The sequence below is a fragment of the Desulfitobacterium elongatum genome, from assembly GCF_055378975.1.
This window is the reverse complement of the sequence record NZ_AP038772.1, coordinates 1,403,693-1,430,197: the sequence shown is the minus strand read 5'-3', so window position 1 is coordinate 1,430,197 and position 26,505 is coordinate 1,403,693. Positions and strand designations below refer to the sequence as shown.

Annotated in this window: 20 protein-coding genes and 3 pseudogenes; 2 read left to right on the top strand and 21 right to left on the bottom strand. The window is 40.7% G+C overall.

Features of this window, described 5'->3' with window-relative positions; genetic code table 11:
• Positions 1-24 precede the first annotated feature (24 nt).
• From ACZ42W_RS06615 to ACZ42W_RS06550, 14 genes are all read right to left on the bottom strand, one after another.
• Positions 25-663, bottom strand: a complete 639-nt coding sequence (locus ACZ42W_RS06615) for a class II aldolase/adducin family protein (protein WP_464169349.1) — start codon at positions 661-663, stop codon at positions 25-27.
• A complete protein-coding gene (gene mtnA / locus ACZ42W_RS06610) occupies positions 664-1,701 on the bottom strand; it encodes an S-methyl-5-thioribose-1-phosphate isomerase (protein ID WP_464169347.1) in 1,038 nt (345 codons plus the stop codon). It lies immediately after the preceding gene.
• Positions 1,702-1,716: 15 nt separating this feature from the next.
• Complete coding sequence (gene mtnP / locus ACZ42W_RS06605) at positions 1,717-2,508, bottom strand: S-methyl-5'-thioadenosine phosphorylase (RefSeq protein ID WP_464170890.1); 792 nt, start codon at positions 2,506-2,508, stop codon at positions 1,717-1,719.
• On the bottom strand, positions 2,505-3,452 hold the full coding sequence (ftsY, locus tag ACZ42W_RS06600; RefSeq protein WP_464169345.1) for a signal recognition particle-docking protein FtsY: 948 nt from the start codon (positions 3,450-3,452) through the stop codon (positions 2,505-2,507). Before ftsY ends, mtnP begins: the two co-directional genes overlap by 4 nt.
• A gap of 469 nt (positions 3,453-3,921) precedes the next feature.
• Positions 3,922-5,553, bottom strand: coding sequence for a methyl-accepting chemotaxis protein (locus ACZ42W_RS06595; RefSeq protein ID WP_464169344.1), 1,632 nt, complete (start codon positions 5,551-5,553; stop codon positions 3,922-3,924).
• A gap of 436 nt (positions 5,554-5,989) precedes the next feature.
• Entirely contained in the window at positions 5,990-7,513 is a 1,524-nt protein-coding gene (locus tag ACZ42W_RS06590) for a glutamate synthase-related protein (RefSeq protein ID WP_464169342.1), read from the bottom strand.
• A gap of 91 nt (positions 7,514-7,604) precedes the next feature.
• Positions 7,605-7,979 (bottom strand): RidA family protein, encoded by a 375-nt coding sequence (locus tag ACZ42W_RS06585; protein ID WP_464169340.1) that lies wholly within the window; start codon positions 7,977-7,979, stop codon positions 7,605-7,607.
• A gap of 221 nt (positions 7,980-8,200) precedes the next feature.
• Entirely contained in the window at positions 8,201-9,589 is a 1,389-nt protein-coding gene (locus tag ACZ42W_RS06580; RefSeq protein WP_464169339.1) for a dihydroorotase, read from the bottom strand.
• Between the two features lie 43 nt (positions 9,590-9,632).
• The gene (locus ACZ42W_RS06575) at positions 9,633-11,222 is read right to left on the bottom strand and encodes an N-acyl-D-amino-acid deacylase family protein (protein WP_464169337.1); all 1,590 of its coding nucleotides are present in this window, start codon (positions 11,220-11,222) and stop codon (positions 9,633-9,635) included.
• Between the two features lie 132 nt (positions 11,223-11,354).
• Positions 11,355-12,656 carry an MFS transporter gene (locus ACZ42W_RS06570; RefSeq protein ID WP_464169335.1) on the bottom strand — a complete coding sequence of 434 codons (1,302 nt, stop codon included), beginning with the start codon at positions 12,654-12,656 and terminating at the stop codon, positions 11,355-11,357.
• Between the two features lie 413 nt (positions 12,657-13,069).
• Positions 13,070-13,606 carry a M20/M25/M40 family metallo-hydrolase gene (locus ACZ42W_RS06565; protein WP_464169333.1) on the bottom strand — a complete coding sequence of 179 codons (537 nt, stop codon included), beginning with the start codon at positions 13,604-13,606 and terminating at the stop codon, positions 13,070-13,072.
• 42 nt (positions 13,607-13,648) lie between these two features.
• Positions 13,649-14,293, bottom strand: a complete 645-nt coding sequence (locus ACZ42W_RS06560; protein ID WP_464169331.1) for a hydantoinase/carbamoylase family amidase — start codon at positions 14,291-14,293, stop codon at positions 13,649-13,651.
• A 161-nt stretch (positions 14,294-14,454) separates the two neighbouring features.
• On the bottom strand, positions 14,455-15,720 hold the full coding sequence (locus ACZ42W_RS06555; RefSeq protein WP_464169329.1) for a dicarboxylate/amino acid:cation symporter: 1,266 nt from the start codon (positions 15,718-15,720) through the stop codon (positions 14,455-14,457).
• Between the two features lie 868 nt (positions 15,721-16,588).
• Positions 16,589-17,809: a hydantoinase/carbamoylase family amidase gene (locus ACZ42W_RS06550; protein ID WP_464169328.1), complete on the bottom strand. Its 1,221-nt coding sequence runs from the start codon at positions 17,807-17,809 to the stop codon at positions 16,589-16,591.
• Positions 17,810-18,573: 764 nt separating this feature from the next.
• Here ACZ42W_RS06550 and ACZ42W_RS06545 point away from each other — a divergent pair.
• Entirely contained in the window at positions 18,574-20,256 is a 1,683-nt protein-coding gene (locus tag ACZ42W_RS06545; protein WP_464169327.1) for a sigma 54-interacting transcriptional regulator, read from the top strand.
• Between the two features lie 103 nt (positions 20,257-20,359).
• On the opposite strand, the pseudogene ACZ42W_RS06540 reads toward ACZ42W_RS06545, so the two are convergent.
• The 7 genes and pseudogenes from ACZ42W_RS06540 to ACZ42W_RS06510 form a co-directional block, all read right to left on the bottom strand.
• Positions 20,360-20,653: pseudogene (locus ACZ42W_RS06540) on the bottom strand (MarR family winged helix-turn-helix transcriptional regulator); the annotation flags it as partial.
• A gap of 102 nt (positions 20,654-20,755) precedes the next feature.
• Entirely contained in the window at positions 20,756-21,151 is a 396-nt protein-coding gene (locus ACZ42W_RS06535) for an FMN-binding protein (protein ID WP_464169326.1), read from the bottom strand.
• 561 nt (positions 21,152-21,712) lie between these two features.
• Positions 21,713-23,281: an FAD-dependent oxidoreductase gene (locus ACZ42W_RS06530; RefSeq protein ID WP_464169325.1), complete on the bottom strand. Its 1,569-nt coding sequence runs from the start codon at positions 23,279-23,281 to the stop codon at positions 21,713-21,715.
• 331 nt (positions 23,282-23,612) lie between these two features.
• Positions 23,613-23,756 carry an IS66 family insertion sequence element accessory protein TnpA gene (gene tnpA / locus ACZ42W_RS06525; RefSeq protein WP_464169324.1) on the bottom strand — a complete coding sequence of 48 codons (144 nt, stop codon included), beginning with the start codon at positions 23,754-23,756 and terminating at the stop codon, positions 23,613-23,615.
• A gap of 307 nt (positions 23,757-24,063) precedes the next feature.
• A pseudogene (locus ACZ42W_RS06520) lies at positions 24,064-24,176 on the bottom strand (IS200/IS605 family transposase); the annotation flags it as partial.
• A gap of 179 nt (positions 24,177-24,355) precedes the next feature.
• Entirely contained in the window at positions 24,356-25,222 is an 867-nt protein-coding gene (locus tag ACZ42W_RS06515) for a LysR family transcriptional regulator (protein WP_464169323.1), read from the bottom strand.
• A 267-nt stretch (positions 25,223-25,489) separates the two neighbouring features.
• A pseudogene (locus tag ACZ42W_RS06510) lies at positions 25,490-26,090 on the bottom strand (transposase); the annotation flags it as partial.
• A 235-nt stretch (positions 26,091-26,325) separates the two neighbouring features.
• Here ACZ42W_RS06510 and ACZ42W_RS06505 point away from each other — a divergent pair.
• A complete protein-coding gene (locus ACZ42W_RS06505; protein WP_464169322.1) occupies positions 26,326-26,469 on the top strand; it encodes a hypothetical protein in 144 nt (47 codons plus the stop codon).
• Positions 26,470-26,505: the final 36 nt, after the last annotated feature.

Sequence of the window (26,505 nt, the reverse complement as noted above, 5' to 3'; positions counted from 1 at the left end):
CCATCAAACATGGGGATCATTTGCTTAGGTTCGTTGACCATAACTATTTTGATAGGCATTTCGCATGTGGTTTATATCGTCTTGACTCAGAAGTACCGGAGTACCGAGTAGGCGCGACATCACATGGATCTGTGCGCTTTTCTCCACAACCTGGCAGACTTTGAGTGCTTCCTCAAGGCTATACCCAACTCCAACTAGGCCATGATTAGCAAGAAGTACCGCGTTCCTTTCCCCTAGTGCACTAACCGCGGCTTGTGCCAACTGATTAGTTCCCGGCAGATAATACTCGGCAACTTCCACTTCGCCTCCCGCAATCATCACTAAATCTTCAACCAATCCTGGAAGCGCCACGCGAGATACGGAATGAGCTGTCGCGTAAGCTGAATGCGTATGCACAATGGCTTGAATACCTGGGCGACTCTGATAGATTGCTGTATGAAGAAGATATTCCGAAGAAGGCTTACGTTCACCTTCTAAAACTTTGTTTTCCAAGCTCAGAAGGACTAAGTCTTCTTCCGAGAGAGCGAGATAATCCATACCACTCGGGGTGATCCAATACCCTTTCCGAGATGAATCCCAGGCCGAGATATTCCCCCAAGTTCCTGCAACGAGTCCAGTCTGTATAATTTTCCGACCTATTTCGAGAACCTTTGTTTTTAACATTTAAGAACGCACCATCATTTTCAAGAGATTGACTGAATACGGCGAAGACACAATCCCTTTTTCTGTAATAATCCCTGTAATCAATTTTGCCGGAGTTACATCAAAGGCCGGATTATAGACGGGTACATCCACAGGTGCTGTGGGGACGCCAAAAACCTCCCGCATTTCTTTTGAATTTCTTTCCTCAATCGGAATATCCTGACCACCCGCTACTTTTAAATCAATTGTCGAAGTAGGTGCCGCGACATAAAACGGAATCCCATGCGCATGGGCTAACACCGCTAAGGAGTAGGTTCCAATTTTATTCGCAGTATCCCCATTTGCTGCAATGCGGTCGGCCCCTACGATGACTAGGTCAACCTTTCCCTGATGCATAAGATATCCTGCCATATTATCCGCAATCAAGGTCACTGGAATATTATCGTTCATCAGTTCGAACGTCGTCAAACGAGCACCTTGAAGAAAAGGTCGGGTTTCATCAGCATAGACGTGCACCTTCTTGCCGACTTGATGCGCCGCTCGTATTACACCTAGTGCTGTACCAAATTCTACCGTTGCCAGGGCCCCTGCATTACAATGGGTGAGAATATTGGCCTCTGCTGGTATGATTGGATTTCCATAATCCCCGATCATTCGATTGACCCGTCGGTCATCTTCCGCTATATTTTCCGCTTCTTGAACCAAGGCGTGGCGGATTTCATAAAGATCTATAACTCCGTGAAGCTCTCTTAGTCGGTCTTCCATCCTTCTGAGGGCCCAAAAGAGATTAACCGCGGTCGGACGAGTTTCCGCTAAACGAGCCTGAACCCCTTCCATATAACTTTGTAAGCCTTCTCGTTCCCCAGAATACTGCACAGCCCCTAAGGCATAGCCATAAGCTGCGGCTGCGCCAATCGCTGGAGCTCCCCGCACTTCCATCTTCTCAATCGCTTCAGCGACTTCCTCATAGGTCGTAGCATTCCGATAGCGAGTCTCCATAGGTAACTTTGTTTGATCTAATATTTTCAGGGAATTTCCCAACCACTCTATTGCTTTCACATTCGTACCGCCTTTCTAAAACTTACCGACTTCAGCATTACTTAAACGACACCGGCAATCCTGTTCGGGGCGAAGTATTCGAAATGTTTCTTGGATAAGTTGAGCCACGGTTTTCCCTGCAGCTTTCATACTCTCGATGACTTCAGCATGCGTTAAAGGATGATCAGCAATACCTGCCGCTTCATTAGTTACCATTCCTATCGAGGCATAGCACATTCCCAATTCCTTAGCAAGTGTGACTTCCGGAACACTCGTCATCCCAACCAATTCGCCACCGAGTAGTTGATACATCTTAATTTCAGCAGGAGTTTCGAAGCGGGGGCCTTCAGTACAAACGTAGGTAGCTCCATCCTTGACACTAATGGGACTAACCCCTTTTTCTGCAGCCCTTAGAATTGTACTTTGAACAGATTTACAGTAGGGTTCAGTCATATCCACATGGAGTACACCATCCTCTCCACCTTCATAAAAGGTCTGCGGACGGCTTTTTGTGAAATCCAAAAATTGATTAAGTAAGACGATATCCCCTAGCTTATACTGGGAGGATAACGACCCTACTGCTGCTGTCGCGATAATTTTTCGGACTCCTAATTCCTTCAAGGTCCATATATTCGCTCGATAGTTTACACGATGGGGTGGAACGGTATGCCCCTTGCCATGACGACTCATAAAGACAATGCTTTGTTCCCCTAACCGACCTATATCTACTGTTACTTCTCCGTAAGGAGTATGTACTGTTTCAAAACGAAAGTCAGTTAAAGGCAGGGCCTCTAGTCCAGTTCCTCCAATAAGTGCAAAGTTATTCAGACTTCTTCCTCCCTTTCTTCTTCTTTTTCTTCCGAACGATCAAAAAGAGCATTGGCAAAGTCTTGGGGAACAAAGGGGCGTAAGTCTTCCATTCCTTCACCCACGCCAATCCATTTGACCGGGATTTTGATTTCCCCTTGTATTCCTAAGACTACGCCACCTTTGGCTGTTCCATCCAGTTTCGTGAGGACAATTCCTGTAACTCCAGCGACTTCCTGGAAAAGTTTTGCCTGTTGCAAGGCATTCTGTCCAGTAGTAGCATCTAAAACTAAGAGTACTTCATGCGGAGCGCCTGGTATCTCCCGCTCTATTACGCGTTTGACTTTTCGTAATTCCTCCATTAAGTTAACCTTATTATGGAGTCGTCCAGCCGTGTCCATGATGACAAAATCTGCTCCTCGGGATTTCGCTGCCTGCATCGCATCATATGCGACCGCCGCAGGGTCAGCACCCTCCCGTTGCTTAATAATCTCAACTCCAGCTCGCTGTCCCCATATTTCAAGCTGATCAATCGCAGCAGCACGGAACGTATCCCCTGCTGCCAGAATCACCTTTTTCCCTTCACTTCGGAAGTAATGAGCCAACTTACCTATCGTGGTCGTCTTCCCGACGCCGTTCACGCCAACGACAAGAACAATACTCGGCCCCTGTTCCGCCAGGTTCAATGGTTCTTCTTCCCCTAAAATTTCAGAGATAAGTTCTTTGAGGACATCTTTCAGTTCTTCTGCTTCCTGTAATTTTCTTTTCTTTACTTCTTGCCGTAACCGCTTTACGAGCTCTAAGGAAGTATTCACACCGACGTCAGAGCGAATCAGTATTTCCTCTAATTCTTCATAGAGGTCTTCATCAATCTTCCGATGTCCGGTAAGAATTTCCTCAACCTTCGAGACGAATTGATCACGAGTTTTTGTTAATCCTTCTTTTAGCTTCGTAAAAAATCCCAATTGGATTTCCTCCTTATGTAGGCACACCTTACTCATCATCATACCACAATTTGGACAGGCTCTCAAATACGATGTATCAGCTGTCACAAATTTCAAAATATTACTAACTTGTATCTTTCAGTATGAGAATTAATTTCTTAAGGCAAAATATTCTTCTTTACCGGTCAATACCCTGCCTTAATAGATTAAAACAACGTCTACTCTCTTGTGTAAAAGACTGTCGGTCGAAAATGTCCGTGCAAAGTGAAAGGCCGTCGGTAGACATACCAACAGCCTTTCTTTTTTATGTTAATAAGGAAGAAAAATTAAACTCCTCACTTGGATGGATCTAGAGTTACTAACTCCTGTCTTTCATCTAACGTAAATGTACTGGAAATCCATTAAAAATGACACATAATTAAATAAAGGTAAGAACAAAAGAACCGTTGATTATGAGCTAATTCCATCCTTACTCCGTTCAATTTAAAAACTACCATGAAAATCTTTTAATAACTTGATTAAGTTGCAGTGAAGTTTTTGCTAATTTGTCTGCCATCGAGGCAACTTCTTGTGTAGATTTCATCTGATTATCCATCGTACTTGCGGCTTGTTGCGCAGCCTCAGAAAATTGGTATGCTATGTTTGTGGCATTATTTTGGACATCTTCAAGTAATCCACTATGTTTTTGAAGGCTATTAGAATTCTTTAGATTTTCTTGTACCTTCTGTTCTGTCGTAGCAATCACTTCATCAAGTAAAGTTATAGATTTACCAGCTTTTTCAATCATTATTTTGCCCTTTTCAACCTCCTCTAATCCCCTTGACATATCTCCGACAGACGAAGCTACCATCCCTTGGACTTTTACAATTATGTCCATAATCTGGCTAGCTGAGTTGGCCGAGTCATCGGCTAACTTTCTGACTTCATCGGCTACTACAGCAAATCCACGCCCATGTTCCCCAGCTCGGGCCGCTTCTATAGCTGCGTTAAGAGCTAGTAGGTTAGTTTGGGCGGAAATTCCGTTGATTAGAGAAACAATTTCACCAATCTTATTTGCTTGTTCTGCTAAATGCTCAATTGAATCATTAGCTTTTCTAGTAGACTTAGCGATCACCACCATTTCCTCAATCACATCTTTTACAGCCTGTAATCCTTCATGGCTAATTTCTTTTGCTGAAATTGAGTACTTAAGCGCTTCCTGTGTACTTACACGAATACATTGAGATTCTCTCTTCATCTCCTTCACTTGTTCTTGAGCTTTGTTCATTCCCTCAATCTGTTCTATTGCCCCAGCACTAAACTCCTGAAAGAGGGCTGCTAAGTGCTCATGACTTTCTGCCAAAGATTTTGTATAACCTGCTTGTAAGTCACTAATCTCATGCGATTCTTTGGAAACCTTGGCCATGTCTGAGATTATTGTCGCTATACCTCGACTTACTTTATTAACTTCATAAGCCAAAACTCCAAGTTCGTCTTCAGATTGAGCTGTTGCTTTAGCCTTGAGATCCCCCCTGGTAATTGCCCTTGTAACAGTAATCCCTTCGTTAAGTGAAGCGATAACTTTTCGGTTGAGTATATACGTATATGTAGCCCAAAAAACCAAGGAAAATACTGTGAATCCAATTGCCACAGGTGATAATGATTCTACAATCCACCCGCCTCCAAGAATTAATAAAGGTACTAATCCAACTAAGAAACTGTTTGCAAGTCTTTTTTTACGTATGGGTATACCCATGCGAACAGCATACATGTGCTGACCTTTTACAACGACAGGGCTTATTACATCAAGTAGAATTTCTCCTGTATCCCGATGATATATTTGTGCTATAGGTTCTTTGGTCCTAACTACCCCTAATTCATTTTCAGTAACATAATTACCTTCCCGCAAGCGATTTGAATGAACTAATGCTTGTCCATCAAGACTGTTTAAGACTAAAAACTCCCTATCACCAATATTTATCTCAATTACTTTACGCAAAGGTTCAATAATCTGCCGCCAATCTCCATTTTCAACTTTACTTAGTAAACCTTCAAACTCTTTTGCTATACTTGAAATTTGCTCTTTGGCCCGTTTCTTTTTTAATTCGCTAATTTTTACTGCTTTTCTATTTATTATTTTCATCCCCCTAAAGAAATTTTAGCTAACTATATTTTGCCTAAAACCAAAAATTTCTTATTCTTTAAATAATACAATGAATTAATTTTTTTTTGAATCGTAAATAGAGATAATACTTAGACTATTATTTACTCATATTTTACTAATGAATTTTTAGTTTTTTTGTTATCTTTTGGTTTTTTATGAACTACATTGTGGCCGATTCACTTATGCCCAGCGAAATCGGGTAGGAGGCTGACCATTATTTGGTCAGCCGACCTCCCACACCTGCAGGAAATCCAGATATTAATACAGTCTTTATTCTCATATTCAATTAGCCCCGATACGAAATACTTAGGCAAATGGTGGATTTTTAAGCACAGGCAACTACCCCTTTAAAGGCCCAGCACAACTTAAGCATCTTCATAAAGACAACAACTTCTCCATCAGTGTCAAACACTAGTTAATCAAACCATTTCCCGTTAATAACGTCTTTTGCATCACAAGTAAGAGGAATTACATCACTTTGGTCTATATACTTCACATCGAATTTTCGATTTAATGCAGCAAAATGTTGTAAGCCAAAAGAAATACGTTTCAAATAAGAGTACGCACCTATGGCTCCGGTAGGGAACTGATTTGCAGCATCACCATATAGTCCTCTCAACTCCGATAATTCAATAAAGAGGTCGTCCTTGGTCTCTCCATATTTTTTAAAATGAGGAGGAACCTGGTCATCCTCAAGCATCTTACCAATCTTTTCACCTACCATTGCTGCCGCCATGGCAGCACGACAAAGACCCACGGCCGCAATATAAGGTGCTCCGATAGCTAGGGCTTTATAGACTTGGTCTTCCGTAGTAAACCCACCCGTAAAGGTAATCGCCGGAATGGTCTTGCCTTCCGCCTCCAGCCTTTTACAGATGGAAACTAAAGCGCTTTCTATGCAAATTGCCGGTAAACCCCATTCGTTCATCATTTTATTTGGGCTATAACCGGATCCTCCCCCAGCTCCGTCAAAGGTTACCATATCAACATCTGCTGCTATAGCCATCCTTAGCACACGCTCCAAATCAGCGCGATCAAAACCTGCCATTTTGAAATAAACATTTTTTAGCCCCATAGTACGCAACCTTTCAATACGAGGAAGCAAATTTTCCTCCGTCCACATAGGTAATCGGTTATAACTCCAGAAATTAGAACAGGATTTTTTTCTATAAGCTTCCTGAACAGCTGGATCACTGGGGTCAGGGTGTACAATTAGCCCTTGGGCTTGCTTTTCCAACGCTTCTTTAAGCGACTTAATACGGACAGCTGGCTGAGTACCTTTGGCTGATTGTCCGAATTTGAATTCAATGGCTGTGGCACCGCATTCTTTTAGTGCATATTCAGGTAGGCCAGCCCCATCATCCTCTGTGTTACATTGGAGAACGATTTGACCATAACCCCTGTCATATTTCCGGAATGAATCTAGTATCTCATTCAACATAGGGAAATAAGTAATCTTACCCTTATTATCATATTTTAATGCTGAGTCTTTACTGGGAGATCCTTCTCCAATTACGCAAATAGTGCCTGCCATGGCGGCAGCGGCGAAATAATCCTTCCAATTTAATTTAATCAATGCAGGCAATATAACTGGTAGTAACAATTTGACAGGGTTTTGTTTTCCGATGCTTTTCTCCAACTTCACATTAAAAACTGTTGCTTCCTCACCATTGGAAGGCGCGCCAATCGCACCGAATACTCTCCCATTAATATTAAAGTGAGAAAAATCAATGGGCATATTTTTTTCAGAAGCTATTTGATTATTTCCAGTATTGGTAGGATATACAGCAGCGGCACCTAAGACGCTGGATAAACCTATTTCACAAGTGCCTACGCAATCTGCCGTGCAAAATGAACACATGCCGGAACCAGGCGTAATGCGATTGCTGCGCATTTTAGTGTCATTAAAAGCAGCTTCAAGATTTGGACTGTAAGACATAATCACTCATCCTTTCTTCAAAGGCAAAAGGCAACACATATTCACAAGGGAAGTGTTGCCTCAACTTATCATAACTTTTTAGTTTACCGACTTATTTAATTGCAATGACTTCAATTTCGATGCGTGCATCTTTTGGCAGCTTACCAACCTGATAACAAGAACGCGCGGGGAAAGGCTTACCGCATGTCTCACCATAAATTGTATTAACTGTCGCAAAGTCATTCATATCTTTCAAGAAGATTGTACTCTTTACGACCTTATTAAAGTCAGTACCAGCCTCTTCCAGAATAGCCTTTAAATTATTTAAGACCTGGTGAGTTTGCCACACTATATCATCCTGATCGATTTCTCCAGTCTCTGGATTAACTGGAAGTTGTCCTGAGGTAAAGATAAAATCTCCTACCTCAATCGCCTGGGAATACGGTCCGACCGGTGCGGCCGCTTTAGTCGTTAAAATTTCTTTCATAACACGAACCTCCTTTTGATTTTTATTTATTGCAAAAGTTATGCCAACCAACAATCTGGGAAAGCAAGCCAAATAATGCAGAAAGGGTTAATTTTTTGTAGCTATTGGTTGACCGCTTATTAACCATTTGAAATGGTCTTAGGAATTGGCCAATTCGATAAAGCGTCACCCCTAGGGCCCCATCAAAATTCCCGCTAAGCAGAAGAATGGTTTTAAGTATACTACTTATTCCGTGTTACCAGTTGACCGTGGCCTAATTTACCTACAATATTCCCATCTTTTGCAACGACTTCGCCTCTTACCAGCGTAAGTACTGGCCATCCTTTGAAGGTTCGTCCAAAATACGGAGACCATGGACATTTTGACTTTAGATCCGCCTCCGTGAATGTCCTCTCCAGATCCATATCCAGTACGACTAAATCCGCATCTGCTCCAGGCTGAATGACTCCTTTTCTTGGATATAGACCGTAAATCTGGGCGGCATTATAGCTCGTTGCTGCAACGACGCGTTCCAAAGAGACCAGCCCTTTATTCACCCCATCTAAGAGAGAAGGCAAATACACCTCGAGTCCGGGGATTCCATAGTGCGTTTTCCAGATATCATCTAGGGCCACTTCTTTTTCCCATCTCTCGGCTGGACAATGATCGGAGCCGATGGTGTCTACGTAGCCTTTCTCGAGTAGTTCCCACATCTTAAGTCGATTATCTTCCCCACGCATAACCGGAGTAAAAGCGAGAAAGGGCCCGAGTTTTTTGGTATCTTCCCGCACAAACGTAAAGAAGTGAGGACAGGATTCAGACCAAATTTTAACTCCTCTATTTTGGGCTTTTTTTATCTCCTCAAGACCTGCCGCCGAGCTAACATGTGCAATGACCGCTCTCGAATTCGTCTGCTCGACAAGATAGGCTACCCTACGGATTGCTTCTATTTCAACCAGTTCCGGTCGAGATTCGTTATGGGCCATGGGGTCTTTTCGTCCTTGTTTTTGCAGTCTGTGTTCAAATAGTTTAATTAACGTTTCATTTTCAGCGTGAATAATTGATATTCCATTATGTTGACTCAGCGTTTCGAGAATTTCCCATATCGTAGCATCATCAACCCGACTTTCATAAGTCATAAACATCTTAATCGCGGTAATTCCGGTTTGAGTCCAAAGGTCCTCAATCTTATCAACATTTGTCGGTCTCCCTGCACCATGTAAGGCATAATCAATATATCCTCTGCCCTCATAGGTTTGCGTGTTGAAATTATACCTTTCAACGTCAACAAGATTATTTGCGGGCATGGCTATCCCGGTAGTAATCCCGCCAAAAGCACATGCGGCTGTTGCATGTTCAAAATCTTCACGATGAGTACGACCTGGGTCTTGAAAATGAATATGGGTGTCAATTGCGCCAGGAATAATAAATTTTCCCTCAACATCGATCGTCTCTTTGGCATGCAGTTCCGCCGTATTCTCTGCTACACAGGCGATTTTTCCTTCTTTAATCCCAATCGAACCTTTGAAACGTCCAAATGGAGTGACGATTGCTCCATTCATCAGTGCTCTATCTAAGTTCATAATTGTAACCTCGTCCTTAACCCCTTTGGGATATTCAATTAATTGCAATAACCCCTATTCCACCTTCCACAAAGGATATTGTTCCAAATGCCTAGCGTAACCGTATCACTATTCCGGAGGCTGCGTTCTCGTATACCTTATCTTCCTCCACCACAGTGACTCCGTTTACAAGCACTCTTTTTATGCCTTTCGCATACTGCCTTGGATTTTCAAACGTAGCAACATCGATAATGGAATCGGGGTCAAATATAACAATATCTGCTTTCTTTCCAACTTCCAGCACCCCCCTGTCCTTAAATCCCATGGCATCCGCAGCCTTTTTTGTTGTTTTGTAAACGGCTTCCTCTAAAGACATAAGCCCCCTTTCTCTAGCATACCTTCCCAAAAACCTTGGGAAGGTCCCATACACACGAGGGTGTGGTTTGCCGCCCAACAAGCCGTCCGTACACATGTTAACTTCCGGGCGTACCATGTGATCCATAATGCACTCCTCGGTGGTGTAAAACTGAATCTTGCCAACCTTATTTTCTTCATCAAGCAAAAGATCCATCATCGCATCAATAGGGTGTTTGCCGGTCATTTCGCCCACTTGTGTTAAATTCTTGCCAACGAACTTCTGGTTATGAGGCTTATTGACACTTGAAACATAGGTTCTATCGTAATTAGATTTATTCAAAGTCTTGTTTTCTCTTTCATCATCGGCAAGGATATCCTGTTTTATTTTTTCCCGCTCTGTCCTATCTGCTAACCGCTCAAGGAGGCGGCTTGTGCCTCCTACATGCGCCCATGCTGGTATCATTGCACCCATCATGGTACTTCCCGCTGTATATGGGTACTGATCAGCAGATACTTCAACCCCTAGCGCGGCAATTTCCTCCATTTTACGATACAAATCAAACCGCATATTTTCGTCCCCTGCGACCTGTAAATGAGAAATATGCAAGCGCACGCCGCTTTCTCTGACAATGTGCATCAATTCATCCATAGATTCAAGTATTTTCTCATCCTGGTTGCGTTGATGAACAACAAATGGACGATTGTATTTCTTGACAACGCGGCAAAGCCGAACCAACTCTTCCGTTTGCGAATAAACGCAGGGAATATAAATTAAACCGGTCGATAAACCCGCTGCCCCCTCCCTTAACTGCTGATCAAGAATAATCTCCATCTGTGTTATTTCTTCGTCTGTTGCAGGTTTATCGGAAAAACCCATTACTGCCAGTCTGATATTCCCATGGGGAGCAAGGCAAGCAAAATTCGAACAGGGAGACTGACGTTCGATTGCCTTGAAATAATCATTGATAGAGTCGTATACCCAGGAAATCTGATCAGAATCTCCGTTTAATCCCCCGATATTCCGGCGCCAATCCTCCGCATATTCTGCAGGAATCGGTGCCATGGCTACTCCGTCCTGACCTAGAACTTCAGTTGTAATTCCCTGGCGTATTTTAGGTAGAATTACTTTTTCAGTTAACACTAACACATCGCTATGGCTATGTGTATCAATAAAACCTGGGCAAACCGCAAGCCCGCCTGCGTCAATTATTGTGTCATAATCTTCGGATACAGGTACGTCACCAACTGCGGTGATGGTGTCCCCAGTTACCATAATTCCGCCTGAGAAAGCAGGCTTTTTAGTTCCGTCATAAATCTTCGCGTTTTTAATTAAAGTTTTCCTCATTATCAATACACCTCTTTTCTAAAAGATTATTATTCCTGCCAATATATTTAACATTCCTGTTATATTATCTTAAGTGGGAAATTGAGAGACAAGGTGGGGAAGTAGTATTTAGCTTTTATTTGAAGCCACACATTATTCCTGACTTAGAGGTCTTTCTTTTATGGTTAAAGCAAGGACTGCGGCGGCGACAAGCGATACTACAAGGAGCATAAAGGCCGCATTGTATGAGCCTCCACTTGCCTGAATCATGAAGCCCATAGCGCTCGGTGCTATTAACCCAGCGATTTGTCCACCAAAGTTAACAGCTGCGGAACCTGAACCCATTAAACTGGTTGGGAAACTATCACTGACCATTGTCCAGAAAGCTCCTTGCGCAAAACACATAAGTCCATTAGCAAAACATTGATATAATATTGTCATCTCAGTGCTTGGTGCTATAAACAGGAGATAAATAAATACCCCTCCCAGCGCAGCTGCCCCAACAAATAACCACTTGACCTTATTTCTATAACGGTCTGCAGCCCGTCCCCCAAGCAAGATACCGATTGCACCAAACAGATAGGGAAGTGATCCATAAATCCCGGTCTTCATTACGGAAAGGCCTCTTACTTTCATAAGATAAGAAGGCATCCAGGAGGAAAAACCCCAGATGGCAATATCAGCCAAAAACCAAATGGCAATCATTTGCCAAAGTATTGGGGTCTTTAGGATATCTTTGAAACTAACACTATTATTCTTAGCAAGTGTTTGTTTTTCTTCTTCACGATCTGCTTGGAGTTCTGCAAAATCTTCGGGCGTCATTTGAGGATGATCTGCAGGGTTATCCTTAAATTTTATCCAGTAATACACCCCTAGTAAAACTCCGGGTATTCCAAGAAAGAGAAAAACTGTTCTCCAACCGGCTGCTGCTATGATTGCTGCAGCTATAATTGAAGCAAAAATATTGCCAACGCTATTCGCAGTCGATTGTATTCCAATTGCTGTGCCCCGTTCTTTTCTAGGGAAATAGGTTGTTAGTGTTTTATACGAACTTCCTGGAAAAACCGCTTCACCCAGCCCGAATGCAAAACGTGCCATCAGCATGAGTGGATACGAAAAAACCATTCCAGTTAATGTGGTAAAGGCCGACCACCACAAAATTCCTATGCTTAAAATTCGCCTAAATCCAAATTTGTCTGCAAGCATTCCACCGGGTATGTGAAATAATGCATATCCACCAAAGAAGGCACTAAGAATCACTCCTTGGGCCGCCGCATCAATATTAAAATCCTTTCCTATAAATGGCAATGAGAGCGTTATAACCATACGATCTAAAAACGATAAAAACCATCCCAACCAGATAAATGTTAAAACATTGTGACGAGCACCCCATTTGAAACTCTTTTTCACGTTTATGTTTTGATTTGGATCCGCCTGCTTTTGTATAGAACTCATTCTTAACAAACTCCTTTAAGTTTTTTTCATGAACTCTTTCAAAATGAATATCATATCCTCTTGCATCATCGTTGATTGAAGCTTAGTCCTTTAACTAGCAGTGTTGGACTCTTTCCGCAAATTCAAAACCTCCCCCTTTTTAGATTACTGCCAGTTTTTCGAACCTTATAATAATTTACTCATGCAATTATGATGCCATAAAGTCTTTTCTCAAGACTATCTACGAATTCAATAATTCAAGATATTTTGCCTGCCAAATATCTTGTTTTTACTAATCAATTTCGACAAAGTGTTAGAGTTGTAGTTTAACTAACATTTTAATGGACACCCGAATCACGTCCATAAGTGTCCATCAAAATTAAACAGAAAGGGCTAGCCGAACTTAATCGTCTAGCCCTCATACTAAGCTGAGCCTAAAATGCTTCCGCTAATTGCATTATTGTATAGAAAAGCACATTGGTTCCATCTCTACAGTCTTCTGGACTGCAATATTCGCCCGGATCGTGGCTCAATCCATCTTTAGAACGGACTATAATCATTCCAATAGGACAAAGGTCGGCAATTCTCATAGCATCGTGTCCAGATCCAATCGACATGAAAAAAGGCTCTTGTCTTGCTTTAATGCAAGCATTAATAATTATCTCCTGGATAGATCTATCACACGAAGCCCCCTGACTTTTCGCATAGTTATTAACGATAAGCTTTACACCGCGAATCTCACAGATCTTATTAGCACTTTCGAGTACACTTTTTTCAAAATTATCTCTGATTGAATCACTAGAAGCACGCATATCTACTTTGAATTCTACTTTTGATGGGATTCCACCGCCAGGGGGGATGTGTACACCATTGATTGTGGCAACAGCTACATCGCTTTCTCTTCTTGCTAGCTCTTCAATGGCTAACATAACCTCAGCCGCTGCCATCAGTGCCTCTTTACGTAGTTTCATCGGGGTATTCCCGCCATGACCAGGTTCACCTATAAAGAAGAACTAATCTTTTAATTGGCTATAAATATTGGTTAGACATCCAACCGAAATTCCTCTATCTTCAAGTACTCTCCCTTGTTCAATGTGCAATTCCACAAACGCTTTGACAGTTCCTTTGGGTCTAACCGCCTGAGTGATAGCTTCGGGTGGGTACCCGGCCTGCCTCATTGCCTCTTCCATCGTAACCCCTTGTACATCCGTCTCCTGCAGGTCCTCCTCTTTCAATGCTCCTGTAAAACCACGACTCCCTAGCATTCCGCTAAATCTCCCAGCATCCTCACCTGTAAAAGCAATAACTTCAATAGGATGAACGATCTCAATATTATTATCTTTCATTACTTGTAATACTTCGATTCCGCCTAATACTCCGAGTACCCCATCAAAGTTTCCTCCTTGACGCACTGTATCTAAGTGTGATCCCGTTATTATGGCAGGAGCATCCGGGTTTCGTCCTTCCTTTCGCCCGATTAAGTTCCCAACAGAGTCCTCGTATACGTTTAATCCTGCCTCTTTCATATATCCAGAAACCAAGTCCTTTACTTCTCTATCTTCACTAGTAAATGCGACTCTGGTAACTCCTCCGGATTTTTCTTTACCGATTTCACCAACTGCCATAATCCGCTTCCATAATCTTCTCTGATTAATCATTTTTGGTACCCCCAAAATAAATATTGACCCAGGGAGGTATTACCCCCCTGGGAATTTCATCAATAACAAGTTTACTTGCTATTAGGCTATAAGTTTTGCAGCGGAACTTATTCGTCTTTTTCTGATAAAGGTGCATAGGTAAGAATTTGAAAGAGTAATAACTATTGCACGTATTCCACGACTTTATTACCATTGTATACGTCTCGGTCAAGTTCTCCGGTCTTGTTTGCGACAAGCATTGCGATTAGGACATCTACATCGACGTTAAGCATGGTCCGTAATTGACCGACAAACCAGTCTATTCCAAGCAGTAGCGCTATACCGTCTAAAGGAAGCCCCATCGATGTAGCTAAGAATGTATAGGTTACAACGGTAGCGCCAGGAATACCAACATTACCAGTTGACATCAAAACAGAGAGTAGAATTGCCAAACCGATTTGCATTGGGGTAAGAGCAATACCGGTAGCTTGGGACAAAAACATGATGACCAATACATAACATTGTGCCGCTCCGGTACTGTTCATTGACATTCCAATTGGGCCGACGAAATCTACCACTTTGCGGCTAATACCAAACTTTGTAACAGCATCTTCCATCTCTGTTGGCAAAGTAATTGCTGAGGAAGTTGTGGTTAGCGCAACCATAGTCATTTTCGCGAATTTTTTTGGCAGTTTAAAAGGGTTTACCTTACACAGCATTGCTGCCCACGGGAAATATATTAGATATTGAATGATAACTCCTACCAACATAGCGCCATAGAATTTCACCATTGGGATGATTATACTGAACCCAATTGTTCCTGCAGCATTTGCAAGGAGGCAAAAAACACCAATAGGAGCTAGCTTCATAACAATTTTAATAATATTTAAAATACATGCGTTTAGTGCTTTGACACCATTAACCATTAAAGTATCACCGGTATGACTTGTATACGCATTCATACCGAGGCCAAAGAGAATTGAAAATACCATACAGGCAACCATTGAACCACTTGCCATAGAGCCAATAATATTAGTGGAAAAGAAGCTTAGTACAGTATCCTGAAATGAGGATGCTTTAGGTATCTCAGTAATTTTGGCAGGGTCGACGATTGTTACACCTACTCCTGGCTGAAATATTATGCCAAGCCCGTAGCCTATTGCGCAGGATATAAGTGTAAAGGTTAATATCCATCTGATAGCTAAGAAACCCATCTTTCCTACGCTTCGAGCCTCTGTACCGCCAACGGCCATTGCAACGGCAGACATAACAAGCGGTACCATGGACATTTGGAGCATTCGAATCCAGACATCGCCAATGAATTTAAGATTCGATGCCCATGGGCCGATCAATGCACCAAATACAACACCAGCAACAGTTCCAATAACAATTTGGGTTGTTAAAGAAAAGTTTCTCCATTTTTTTGTCTTGATTATTTCAATAGCCACACTCTTACCTCCATTCAGATTAAGTTCTTATGCAAAAATATGAATTAGTAGTAATCATGATTTCGATGCCTTAATCGTTGGATGCTTTTTCTTTAAAATTTGGTTGCGCAAAACAAATCCGCATAAAATCAATACAAAATCCTTCGGATTTAGAACCTTGCTAAGCTCCTGTGAAAAGTGCATAGCCGTAGGTCCACCTGCATACTCTCTTACTCCGGGATAACAAAGCCTGTTAATCCTATGCAAGTTGGGTCTAAGTTCATAGTGCATCAATGTTTTCGCCCATTTGCCTAATAAAATACTCTTCTTTTTTCTTTTTTTCCTAACCTTTCATTTTTAACAGATTTATTTATAACCATTATTTTTTTGTCATTTACACCTTGAAGTATGAACGTGAAGGGAGCGGCTTAAATAATCCTCATCCTTGTGAAATACTTTTTCTTATCGTATCCCCCCCATTCTTTAAGTAATTAATAAAATACGTTAGATCTAACATATATTTGACTTATTGCAATAATCGCGCCACTATGGTGAATATTCTAAAGATTTACTTGAAATTGTAATTATCATCTAGCTCTCATGTTAATTATTTAATGTCATTTCTATTAAGCAACAACTATTTCCGACGAAAATGCACCTAAATGGACTTTATCGGGGTGTCCTAATAACGTCCAATATTGTCCATTTTCCTTACACACAACTAGCCTCAGATCAAATTTTGGAGAGACATATAAAAAACCGTTTAAAACAAAAATCTTAAACGGCTTTAGACCACATTTAATAAATAGTCTATTTTCAAAATTACTATAACACTACTTCTTGATTCTAGAGAACTTTGCATCTTTAGGAAGGTATTACCTTTACATCCCTACTCCGCCAACTCCAAGAGAGTATAATAAAGTATGTTGGCCGCATCTCTGCAATCTTCAGGACTACTGTATTCGAGTGGGTTATGACTCAATCCGTCTTTTGAGCGCACGAAAATCATCCCAATCGGACATAGCGTGGCTACATGCATCGCATCGTGACCAGCTCCACTCATTAAATCAAAGACTTTTAAGCCTAATTTTCCACAGGCACCCTTCATTATTTCCTGTATAGAGGAATCACAAAGAGCGCCACCATTTTTATATGATTTCTCTACGGTGAATTTTACTCCACGCTTTTCAGCGATCCTCAATGCCCTTTCTATGATGTTCTCTTCTACTTCGTCCCTGCTTTGATCATCATAGTTACGCAGATCCACTGAAAACTCAACTCTCCCCGGAATGATATTTGTTCCACCCGGAAAAGCCTGAATGTGCCCAATAGTACCCACACATCGAGCCTTTCTAGCTTGATTTTCAATTTCTAACATGATTTCTGAAGCCGCCATCAGCGGGTCTTTCCTTAAGTTCATTGGCGTTGCCCCGGCATGCCCAGCTTCACCTTCGACAATAAACTTATCCCCTAATTGACTATAAATTCCTTTTACAATTCCAATAGAGAGACCTTCTGTTTCCAGAACCTTACCTTGCTCAATATGTAATTCTACAAAGGCTTTAACTTTTTCTTTTGACCTTATTGCTTGCTTAAAAGCGTCCGGTTCATACCCGGCTTGCTTCATGACTACTCGCATCGTAATTCCGTCTCGATCGATTTGATCTAAGTCGATTTCCAAGAATCTTCCTACCATTCCACGACTTCCGATCATGGCATTGTTCCATCTTGTACATTCTTCATTATTAAAAGCAATAACCTCAATAGGCGCTTCAGTTACAATCTCATTATCATGCATTACCTGCAAGGCCTCAATTGCTCCTAGAACCCCCAAGGCCCCATCAAAATCGCCACCTAGCCAGACCGTATCGATATGTGATCCAGTCCAAACCGCAGGGGCATTCGGATTCTTACCTTCCTTTCTACCGATTAGATTGCCTACTGCGTCTTCTGAGACAACAAGGCCTGCCTCGGTCATAAAACGAGCGACTAACCCCCTTGCCTCCTTATCCTCTTTAGTATAGGGAAGCCTTTTTGTTCCTCCACCTTCCTGCTTCCCAATTTGAGCCAAGGTCATAAGCCTGTCCCATAATCTTTCTTGATTGACCAATGGTTTCACCTCCGAGAAAATTCATTATAGTTTACAGACAACTTAATCTTCACACCTTCCTTTCTTTACTTTTTTGTTGTCTCCATAATCAATTCCTAGAAGTCAAATATTGCAAGTATTATGCCAATTAAATCTCTAAGGTTAATTTACAAGACAAAACTAAACACCCTTATCTCCTTTCTTTCCTTTTTTGTTGTCTCCATAAAACAATTCCTAAAACCATTGAACTACAAGTATCGTGCCAATTCTATCTTTAAAGCAATTGAATTTTTTTACTATATACCCAATCGAACACCTGATAAACTTAGGTTGTTTTCATGCAATAAAAGGAGATTTCTTGTGCAGGTTAATTTTTAAATATTTTTGTTTATTAATGGATCCAAAGGTTGTTCCAAAATTGTCGTTAGAATTCTGAACTTTTTCTAGGCTTATATCGTAAGGTTTTGCTATAATTATCACTTAAAGGGGGTGGTATTATCGCAAACTTTGTACTTCTGACTGTTCACAATCAAACACGGATAGCTCTCGGTCAACAACTTGAGGAATTATTAGGTGAACATATTAATTTTAGTAGCTATGCTTTACAAGAAGGAATTAACCAGACGATTTACGATTCTATCGTTTTATTATCTACGCCCACACTTCTTGTGGAAGCGTCAGGCTATATCGACAAGCAATCTTGCACAATCCTCTTTGCAAAAAGGACTTTAAACTATTACAATTTAGAAAAGCTCTTCCCTCTTGCTCACGGAAGTAAGATATTAGTGGTTAATGACAGTCATTTGACGGCTTCTGAAATTATCGGACTGTTAAAAGAAACAGGGTTTGACAAATTTACATATACTCCCTACGCTCCTGATTCTCGACTCCAAAACTTTGATTATGACTATATTATTACACCCGGACAGCGACATCTTTGTCCGGAAGGTGTCGCCCCTATTATTGACATCGGACCAAGAATATTAGCTTTTACAAGCGTTGTTGAACTCTTGCAAATTCTAAACTTACTTGATGAACGGTCCGATCTTGTTTCTGCCAAATACGTGAAGCAAATTATTTCTCAGGGTTGGCAACTAAGCAACATCAATGAATTCCTTTATAAGGTCATAAACAATGTTGATGATGGGCTACTCTCTTATGATAAAAACGGAAATGTCACACTCATCAATTCAAGTGCCAAAGGAATCTTGAATATTCAACCAGGGGCGAGTCTTCATAGTTCTCCCACGATCTCTTTAGAAATGAAAAACTTTTTTCTTAACGAATCAACCACTAACGAACTATTTACGATTTTTCAATCTGAATATCTTTTTTCTAAGGCTTTTGTTGAGACAACGAGATCCTATCTTTGCATCCTGAAAAACGCTCGGGAACGCATCAATATCGAAAATCGCTTACGCAAGGAACTCAAAAAACAAGGGCACTATGCAAAATATTTTTTTAGCGATATCATTCATAAATCCATGTTAATGAAGTCAGCTATTGAAAAAAGCAAAAAATTAGCCCAAAGCGATTATAATCTCCTAATTCTTGGCGAAAGTGGTACAGGTAAGGAACTCTTTGCCAGTGCAATCCACAACTCCTCACCACGCTATAAAGGTCCCTTTATAGCAATTAACTGTTCTGCACTACCCGAGGAGTTGATCGAAAGTGAACTTTTTGGTTACGTTGAAGGAGCATTTACTGGAGCTAAAAAAGGTGGAAAAATTGGCTTATTTGAAATAGCCAATGGTGGGACAATCTTTCTCGATGAAATTGGTGATATTCCTCCGAAAATTCAACTTCGCCTCCTTAGAGTTCTTCAAGAGAAAGAAATCTTAAAAGTTGGTGGGAATACTATAGTTCATGTTGATGTTCGAGTGATAGCTGCAACCAATGTGGATCTCCTTGATATGGTCAATCGTTCTGTTTTCCGTAAAGATTTATATTATCGATTGAAAAAACTTTATATGAACCTCTCTCCTTTACGCGAACGGAAAGAAGATATACTTGTACTTTTTGCTCACTTCCTCCACAAAAAGGGTGGGACTAATCATTCGCTTTCACCTGAAGCAGAAAAAATTCTTCTGAATTATAAATGGGAGGGAAATATTCGCGAGCTTGAAAATACAGTTGAATACATATTAGCTATTTGTGATGAAGAAATCATAATGCCTTATCATTTACCGGAAGACCTCTGCCAAAAGCAAGAAAGTGAATTCCGATTGGATCGTATCGAACAATTTTTGCTCGACACGATCTACAGGTTTAATAAGCATCAAGACCCCATCGGAAGAAAGAAATTATCTGAACTATCTTATATCGAGGGTTTTAATCAATCCGAACGCCAAATCCGAACACGAGTAGATAAACTAGCAGCAAATGGATACATTCGAAAGTTTCGTGGTAGGTCAGGGTTAGAACTTACTATCAAAAGTAATGAAATCCTATTAAAATGCGATACATAATAAAGAAAAAGAAGGCTTAGGAATTGACTGTTCTTCAGGCGTTTGTGCAAGTCCTTAATTGTAGGGATTCTTTCAATAACACGAATGATCAAAGAATAGATCATAGCAGGTTAGTACGGCGGTCATAGGGATGAGGGCTCCGCAGCACCAGGTTCTGTTTTTCCATCGTATCAATAATCCGTGAAACACTGGGCTTATCTTTCCCGGTGGCTTCCGCCAGGCTGCTCTGGGTTTGCCCGTCCTCCCAGTAAAGGTAAAGGAGGATTTTCCACTGTTCTGTGGTAACTTATATGCCATTATCCCGGAAATTCCGGGCTAGCTTCCGGGTGATCAGACGGGCAGATTTATTGACTTTATGCCCAAAGGAACCACCGGTATATTCGTGAAAAGATGGCATTGCGGTTTCACCTTCGCAAGTTAATGAGAAAGAGCACGGCCAAAGCGATGCTCTTTCTTAAATCATTCTTCTCCAACAAAATCAGATGGCGTTATATCCCTATTATTTGGCTTGTGCCAAAGCCTTCGTTACCGCTTCCTTGATGGCGCCTGAAGTTAGAGTTGCTCCAGATACTGAATCGACTTCAGCCGATTGGGACTCAACAATCAATGAGGGAAGTTTTTCAATAGCCAGAGTGCCAATCCCTTCCGTTTCTTCGTGTTTAGTTACCTTAACGGTTGTGATTTTCCCATCTTTCACAATCACGGATACTTTCAAGCCCGGATGTTTTCCTGCGTCACTGGTACCTTCATAGGTACCGTCTTTATAGGTGGCTGTTGCTTTGGCGGTATTTTCAGACGGCTTCTCGGCCGAGGCCGGTTTTGTAGAGCCGCATCCTGCGGCAATAACCATAACTAGTAATAAGGTTAAAACAAGTACAAATTTAGTTCTTTTCATTGCTAAGCTCCTTTTCCTATTAACGGTGATTTGCTTTATCTCTTAACTTGTATTCTAAAGTTCCGGGGTGAGCGAAGTATTAGGCTTGAGTTATCTATTGGGCTGAGTTCTTGGGGCTAAATCTGCCTGAGTATATGGCATAACTTTGGGAAGTAGCCGAAATGTTAAAGTCATAGGTATCGCCATGAAGGCCGGAGCAATCCAAGCCTGCGGCATAAAGCCCGGGAATTGGGTCATAATAAAAAGCTTGTTGTACCGTTCGTAGGATACGTTTTTCTGCCAGCGGCACCAACCCAGAGTCCCATTTTATGCCCATCACCTGGCATTAATCCATTAAATGCTAAGTGATGGGCATAATTCACTTTCTCTGTATCTATTAGTTTTTATACTGTTCTCAAGCCCATGGACTATATTTAGCCATCAAATCAGGGGTGCGAGAAAAATCACCTGTTGCCAAGAAAGTTCCTTTTTTTACAACTTTCCTGGGTTATTGACCCATGTGGACCATTTACGTTTAACAATAAAGAATATTTTTCAACTTTTGCTAAATGACGACCTGATTCATTTTTTGTGAGTCATCAGAGCTAATGCGTTCTTAGCAGCAGTACGTCCAGAGTTTATATTGTTGCCATTGCAAGTACCAGCGACTTTGAAGGTGTACAAGTTTGCCCAAAGCATAGCACCCTCTACCCCGACTACATACAAACCTTTAATAGGATTTCCTTTTTTGTCTATTGCATTGAAATTATTGTCAGTCTTGATTGATCCGATAGCTGTGGTAACACTATATTCTACATGTAGCCCATAGAGCGGACCCGGTTTGAGAGAAACAAGTACAGAAGGATCCTTACCAAAATCAGCGTCATCTTGCTGATTGCAAAATGCGTTATAACGTTCAAAGGTTTCATTTAAATTAGACGGATCAACGTTCATAGCTTTAGCCAGTTCATCAATAGAATTACCAGAAACGATTTCACCTGACTTCAAACCATCCTGTAGTTGTTTTATTGCATCAGCGTTCCCACCAGTGAACCTATCCATCATTGCTTGATCCATTACAATGAATGTTTTCTTGTTAGACCTTACAGGTACGGCCATGCTCATTGGGTTATCTCCTGCGAAGTCTTCATTTACGAATCGCCGACCTTTCTCGTTGACCCAGATGGCGTAAGGGGCTGCAACGCCAATCCAGAAAGAGAATTTTCCGTTGTCGAAATAACCTGGAAGTCCCTTAATACTCAGGACATTCAAATAGGCGGCATTCTGTCGATTGTTCGTTCCGCCAGCCTCTACAACCATGCGATTTCCGCTACCATCACTTCCTGGGAACCCTTCATAATGATAATATTCTGTATTGATACCGTTCTCTGCAACATACTCCAAATTCTCAGCAAAACCACCAGTAGCTACAATTACTGAAGAAGCGTTAATCTGAATGGTCTTGCCATCACTAGTTGAAGCATAGACACCTTTTGCAGCACCAGCCTCATCCATAATCAACGATTCACCCTTTGTTTTAAACATGAACCGCGCTCCTGCCTTTTGGGCGGCAGCTAGCATTGGAACAACATAGTCTTGCGCACCTGCACCACTCTTATAAAAGTGGAACACTTGGTTTTGGTGCGGATTTGCTCTGTCGCCAGATCCGATCTCGCCGAATATAACACCATGATCAAGCAGCCAGTCTAGATTTTTCCCAGAATTGTTAATAAGGTCAATATAACCTTCGCCAGAACTACGGAACTGACCAGTCTTAAGCTCTTCGCGAATCAGCTTTCCCAAAGATGATATTTTAATACCTTGTTCTTTCTGCATTCTTGACCCTACAGCAAAGCATCCTTCAACTCCCCTTGCGCCACCACCTGCGTTGCCTTGTCCTTCAATGCATACGACATTAGCTCCTGCCTCACCTGCTTCAACAGCGGCAGCCAAACCAGATGCTCCAGCACCGATAATAACGATATCGCAACTCATTACCTCATCTGCTTTAAAAGCCTTTTTAGTTGTCCCGGTGGATTCTGTTTTAACTGATGTACATCCACTCAATCCTAATGCTGCCGTAACACCTGCAACACCTACTGCTCCTTTCAAAAATGTGCGTCGACTAACTACCTTTATCTCCTCATTCATGTGAAGTCACTCCTTTTGAAGTTTTATCATAACTCAGTCTCATTATATAGTTCGACAAATTATAACAAAAGCAATTAAAGTAGTCCCTTGGCGCAATCTATTGTTGCTCAGAGGCGACCCCAATAGTAAGAGTTTTATTTTAAGCTGCTTTTTTGCTGGTATGGATACAATATTGAACCGGACTCATGCCTGCCAATTTTTGATTTACACGCATGTGATTATAATTATCAATCTTAATCTGAAGCGTTTCACTCGATTCTTGAGGAAAATCTTTTCTTCTAATGAAACTGGAATCCATTTTGTTGAGTGATTACTTGAAGATCCTGAACTCTTATGTTCTAGCTTTTTTTAACCAATATCTTAATTTATGTAAGCTTAATTCATTCGCTTTACACCATTTCAATTGGGTTTGTCCACTGGCTCTAAAAGCAGCGATCCGACTCTCCCATTCTATTTGTAAATCAGTTTTTGCCACAAAAAATCTCCTCCATTTTTTTCTTGAGGAGATTATCTCATAATGTTATTCCCTATTAAATGTGGTCGCAATTTGACGTTTACCTTCAAGCTAAGACGTTTAGCTTTGGTCTTAAAAAAACAAGTTTTTCATCGAATTCTCTAAAGATGAATTCACCTATATCAGAGGAAAGCCAACCTCCGTCATTTGATAATTTAATCTGATAATTGAAATCTAGGGTTAATTGAGCTAAAGTAGCCATTATAAGAATCCTTATTACTGTTGGTTATTTCATCAGTGTTTTAACCTTACCAGAAATGGATTCTCTTTTATTTATTGATTTCGATATATTTTCTTCAATTACTTTCTTATTTCTACCCACCGTATCTACATCCCTTTGCACCAGAACTTTCTATTTCCATATCGACTTTTTAGTTTTGACATAAAAGGCCCTCCTAATCAGAGAAATTTGGTTGGTGAATCTAGATTTATTCTATCACTGAGAGGGGATTTTTTTAATTCAATACTAAAAGCTTTACGGAACCATACGCCTAGCGTATGGTTTTCATTCTTACAAAAAACCTAAAACTAGATTTCCTCTAACTTTTGGGGCGCAGTACTTACATTTTTTTCTTTAAAAATTCTTTAAGTAAATCACAATACTTTGATTTTAGTAGATTCATTTTAAAATTATCAGCAGTTTTATAATAAAAACAAATCCCTGAATGAGGATCAGCATATTTTATGAACTTGTAGCCTTTTTTTGCTAATGAAATAGAAACCATGGGGAGTCGGTATATCCCTTTGTCTTGGTCCACCAAGTCATAAACTGTCATAATGTCAGACACAAAATAATCTCCTCTTTTCCAATCGGGGAAAAGCTCTTTATAATAATCTATATCAAATCCATCCGTATAAAATATAATAGGAGAATCGAGAATATCGGCTTCTACTAACATCTCTTTATTCGCCACTTTGTTATTTTCGTTAACCATAAAAAAGGCTAGACTTTCAATTAAGATATCGCTTTGATTTAAAGCGCTTTTATCCGGTGTCCAAGCAATTATCACATCTACTTTTTGATTTAATAGATATACATGTGCTTCCGCACAAGTACAATGTATAATTTTGAGATTAACAACAGGATACTTTTCCTTAAACTCATTAATTCCTTCAAGAAAGAATGTATATAAATTTATTGGAATGCAAATAGCAATATCAACGATTTTCTCATTCGTACACATCATTTTATGCAATTCATCATACTGTTCTATTAATTTCCTTGCATGACCAACATATTTATCTCCAGTATTTGTAAGTTGAATACCGTTATGGGTTCTTACAAAAAGATTTACATTAAGTTCACGCTCCAATGAGAGGATTGCCCGACTTACTGCTTGCCTACTGACATATAAGCTATCAGCAGCATCTTGAATTGAACCGCATGCAGCCACTGTAATGAAATAACGTAATTGTAGTATATCCATAACTAAATCCTCCTTTATAATTCTTTTCACTATAGTTTCACACTCTTAAGATGAAAAATATCCTTACTTAATAATATCCTTTGTCAATATATGATTTTTGGTATTTGAGTTATCTCTTTCCCATTTCTTTTTTGAATCAAAGTTAAATAGGTTGATTTGAAGTCAGGTTTGGGTCATAGATTTTGACTGATCCAATGTAAGATGCTTTTGGGTCTAGAAATAGGCTCATAATGAAGTAGTCCTTTATTTCGTAAAAATCGCGTTTATTATTTGAGCTTCAATCTTCTTGTCAAAGATCGGGCGATATTCTTCGAGTTCCTGTTGTTCTTGGATCCATTTCTCTCGCTCTGCCTTCGGTTTTCGTCCCCGTTTTTTTGGGAGTTTGCTCAGATGGAATCTCTTCTTTCTTTTTCGGGTTTTCGATCTCTCGCTTCAATATGGGTGGCATCTATTGTAACACATTCGCATCGATAAATCCTTCGTCAAATGCCTGATGCACCAAATCGTTTTGAGATTCCGCTATAGCAGTAGAGTCTTGGAATCTTTTTGATCATTCGACAATAGGATGCTTCGCTAGGAATGGAGTCCGAAAGAGTAAATCCACAGTCAAATCGGACCTCGAGACTGTTCTTCAGGCGTTTATGTAAGTCCTTAATTGTAGGGATTCTTTCAATCACACGAATGATCAAAGAATAGATCATAGCAGGATAATTCAGTTGAGTTGGGGCTCCAAATAAAGCCTTTTTCGAAACGACTTCCAGTAAAGGGTTAATGTCCAAAGGATCAAGAATGAGAGGATAAGATCTCTTGGAGAAGTTTCTAAAATTTCCTCCAAGGAAAATAGACGTTCTTGGCAAATATTTAACATCGGGGAGTACTCCTTTCCACCTCTCGGTGTTTGGTTTTGGAGGACTACACTTTCGAGATGTTGGGGAGGTACTCCTTTTTTAGTTGTGCAAAAAAGATAACAATATCAAGGATTTCGAGTTATGAAACTAATTCAATTTATAAAAACATTTGTGATATAATAATTATGTATCTCTTATTTCCCTTATGGCCCTCACCTGGGTCAAGGTAATAATGTTGATACGGAGGGTATTTACATGGATACAAGTATTGAAACAGTGGCTTCGGAAGTACTCAAACCCTTCAACTCGGAGTTACATCTAGCGGCAAACAGGCATCAGATAACAGATGTGGCGCTGCTTCAGCAAAATCAAAGCAGCTTCGAAACAGGCTTAAAATAATAACACACCTTGGGGCATGATTTGCCTCGCGGTGCT

What these genes read in the sequence shown, in the direction of transcription:
- ACZ42W_RS06590 (WP_464169342.1), bottom strand. Translation starts at nt 7,513, where the DNA reads ATGTCTTACAGTCCAAATCTTGAAGCTGCTTTTAATGACACTAAAATG.
- ACZ42W_RS06560 (WP_464169331.1), bottom strand. Translation starts at nt 14,293, where the DNA reads ATGATTAATCAGAGAAGATTATGGAAGCGGATTATGGCAGTTGGTGAA.
- ACZ42W_RS06565 (WP_464169333.1), bottom strand. Translation starts at nt 13,606, where the DNA reads ATGAAACTACGTAAAGAGGCACTGATGGCAGCGGCTGAGGTTATGTTA.
- ACZ42W_RS06515 (WP_464169323.1), bottom strand. Translation starts at nt 25,222, where the DNA reads ATGGATATACTACAATTACGTTATTTCATTACAGTGGCTGCATGCGGT.
- ACZ42W_RS06595 (WP_464169344.1), bottom strand. Translation starts at nt 5,553, where the DNA reads ATGAAAATAATAAATAGAAAAGCAGTAAAAATTAGCGAATTAAAAAAG.
- ACZ42W_RS06535 (WP_464169326.1), bottom strand. Translation starts at nt 21,151, where the DNA reads ATGAAAAGAACTAAATTTGTACTTGTTTTAACCTTATTACTAGTTATG.
- ACZ42W_RS06585 (WP_464169340.1), bottom strand. Translation starts at nt 7,979, where the DNA reads ATGAAAGAAATTTTAACGACTAAAGCGGCCGCACCGGTCGGACCGTAT.
- ACZ42W_RS06505 (WP_464169322.1), top strand. Translation starts at nt 26,326, where the DNA reads ATGGATACAAGTATTGAAACAGTGGCTTCGGAAGTACTCAAACCCTTC.
- ACZ42W_RS06575 (WP_464169337.1), bottom strand. Translation starts at nt 11,222, where the DNA reads ATGAGGAAAACTTTAATTAAAAACGCGAAGATTTATGACGGAACTAAA.
- ACZ42W_RS06530 (WP_464169325.1), bottom strand. Translation starts at nt 23,281, where the DNA reads ATGAATGAGGAGATAAAGGTAGTTAGTCGACGCACATTTTTGAAAGGA.
- ACZ42W_RS06615 (WP_464169349.1), bottom strand. Translation starts at nt 663, where the DNA reads ATGTTAAAAACAAAGGTTCTCGAAATAGGTCGGAAAATTATACAGACT.
- ACZ42W_RS06570 (WP_464169335.1), bottom strand. Translation starts at nt 12,656, where the DNA reads ATGAGTTCTATACAAAAGCAGGCGGATCCAAATCAAAACATAAACGTG.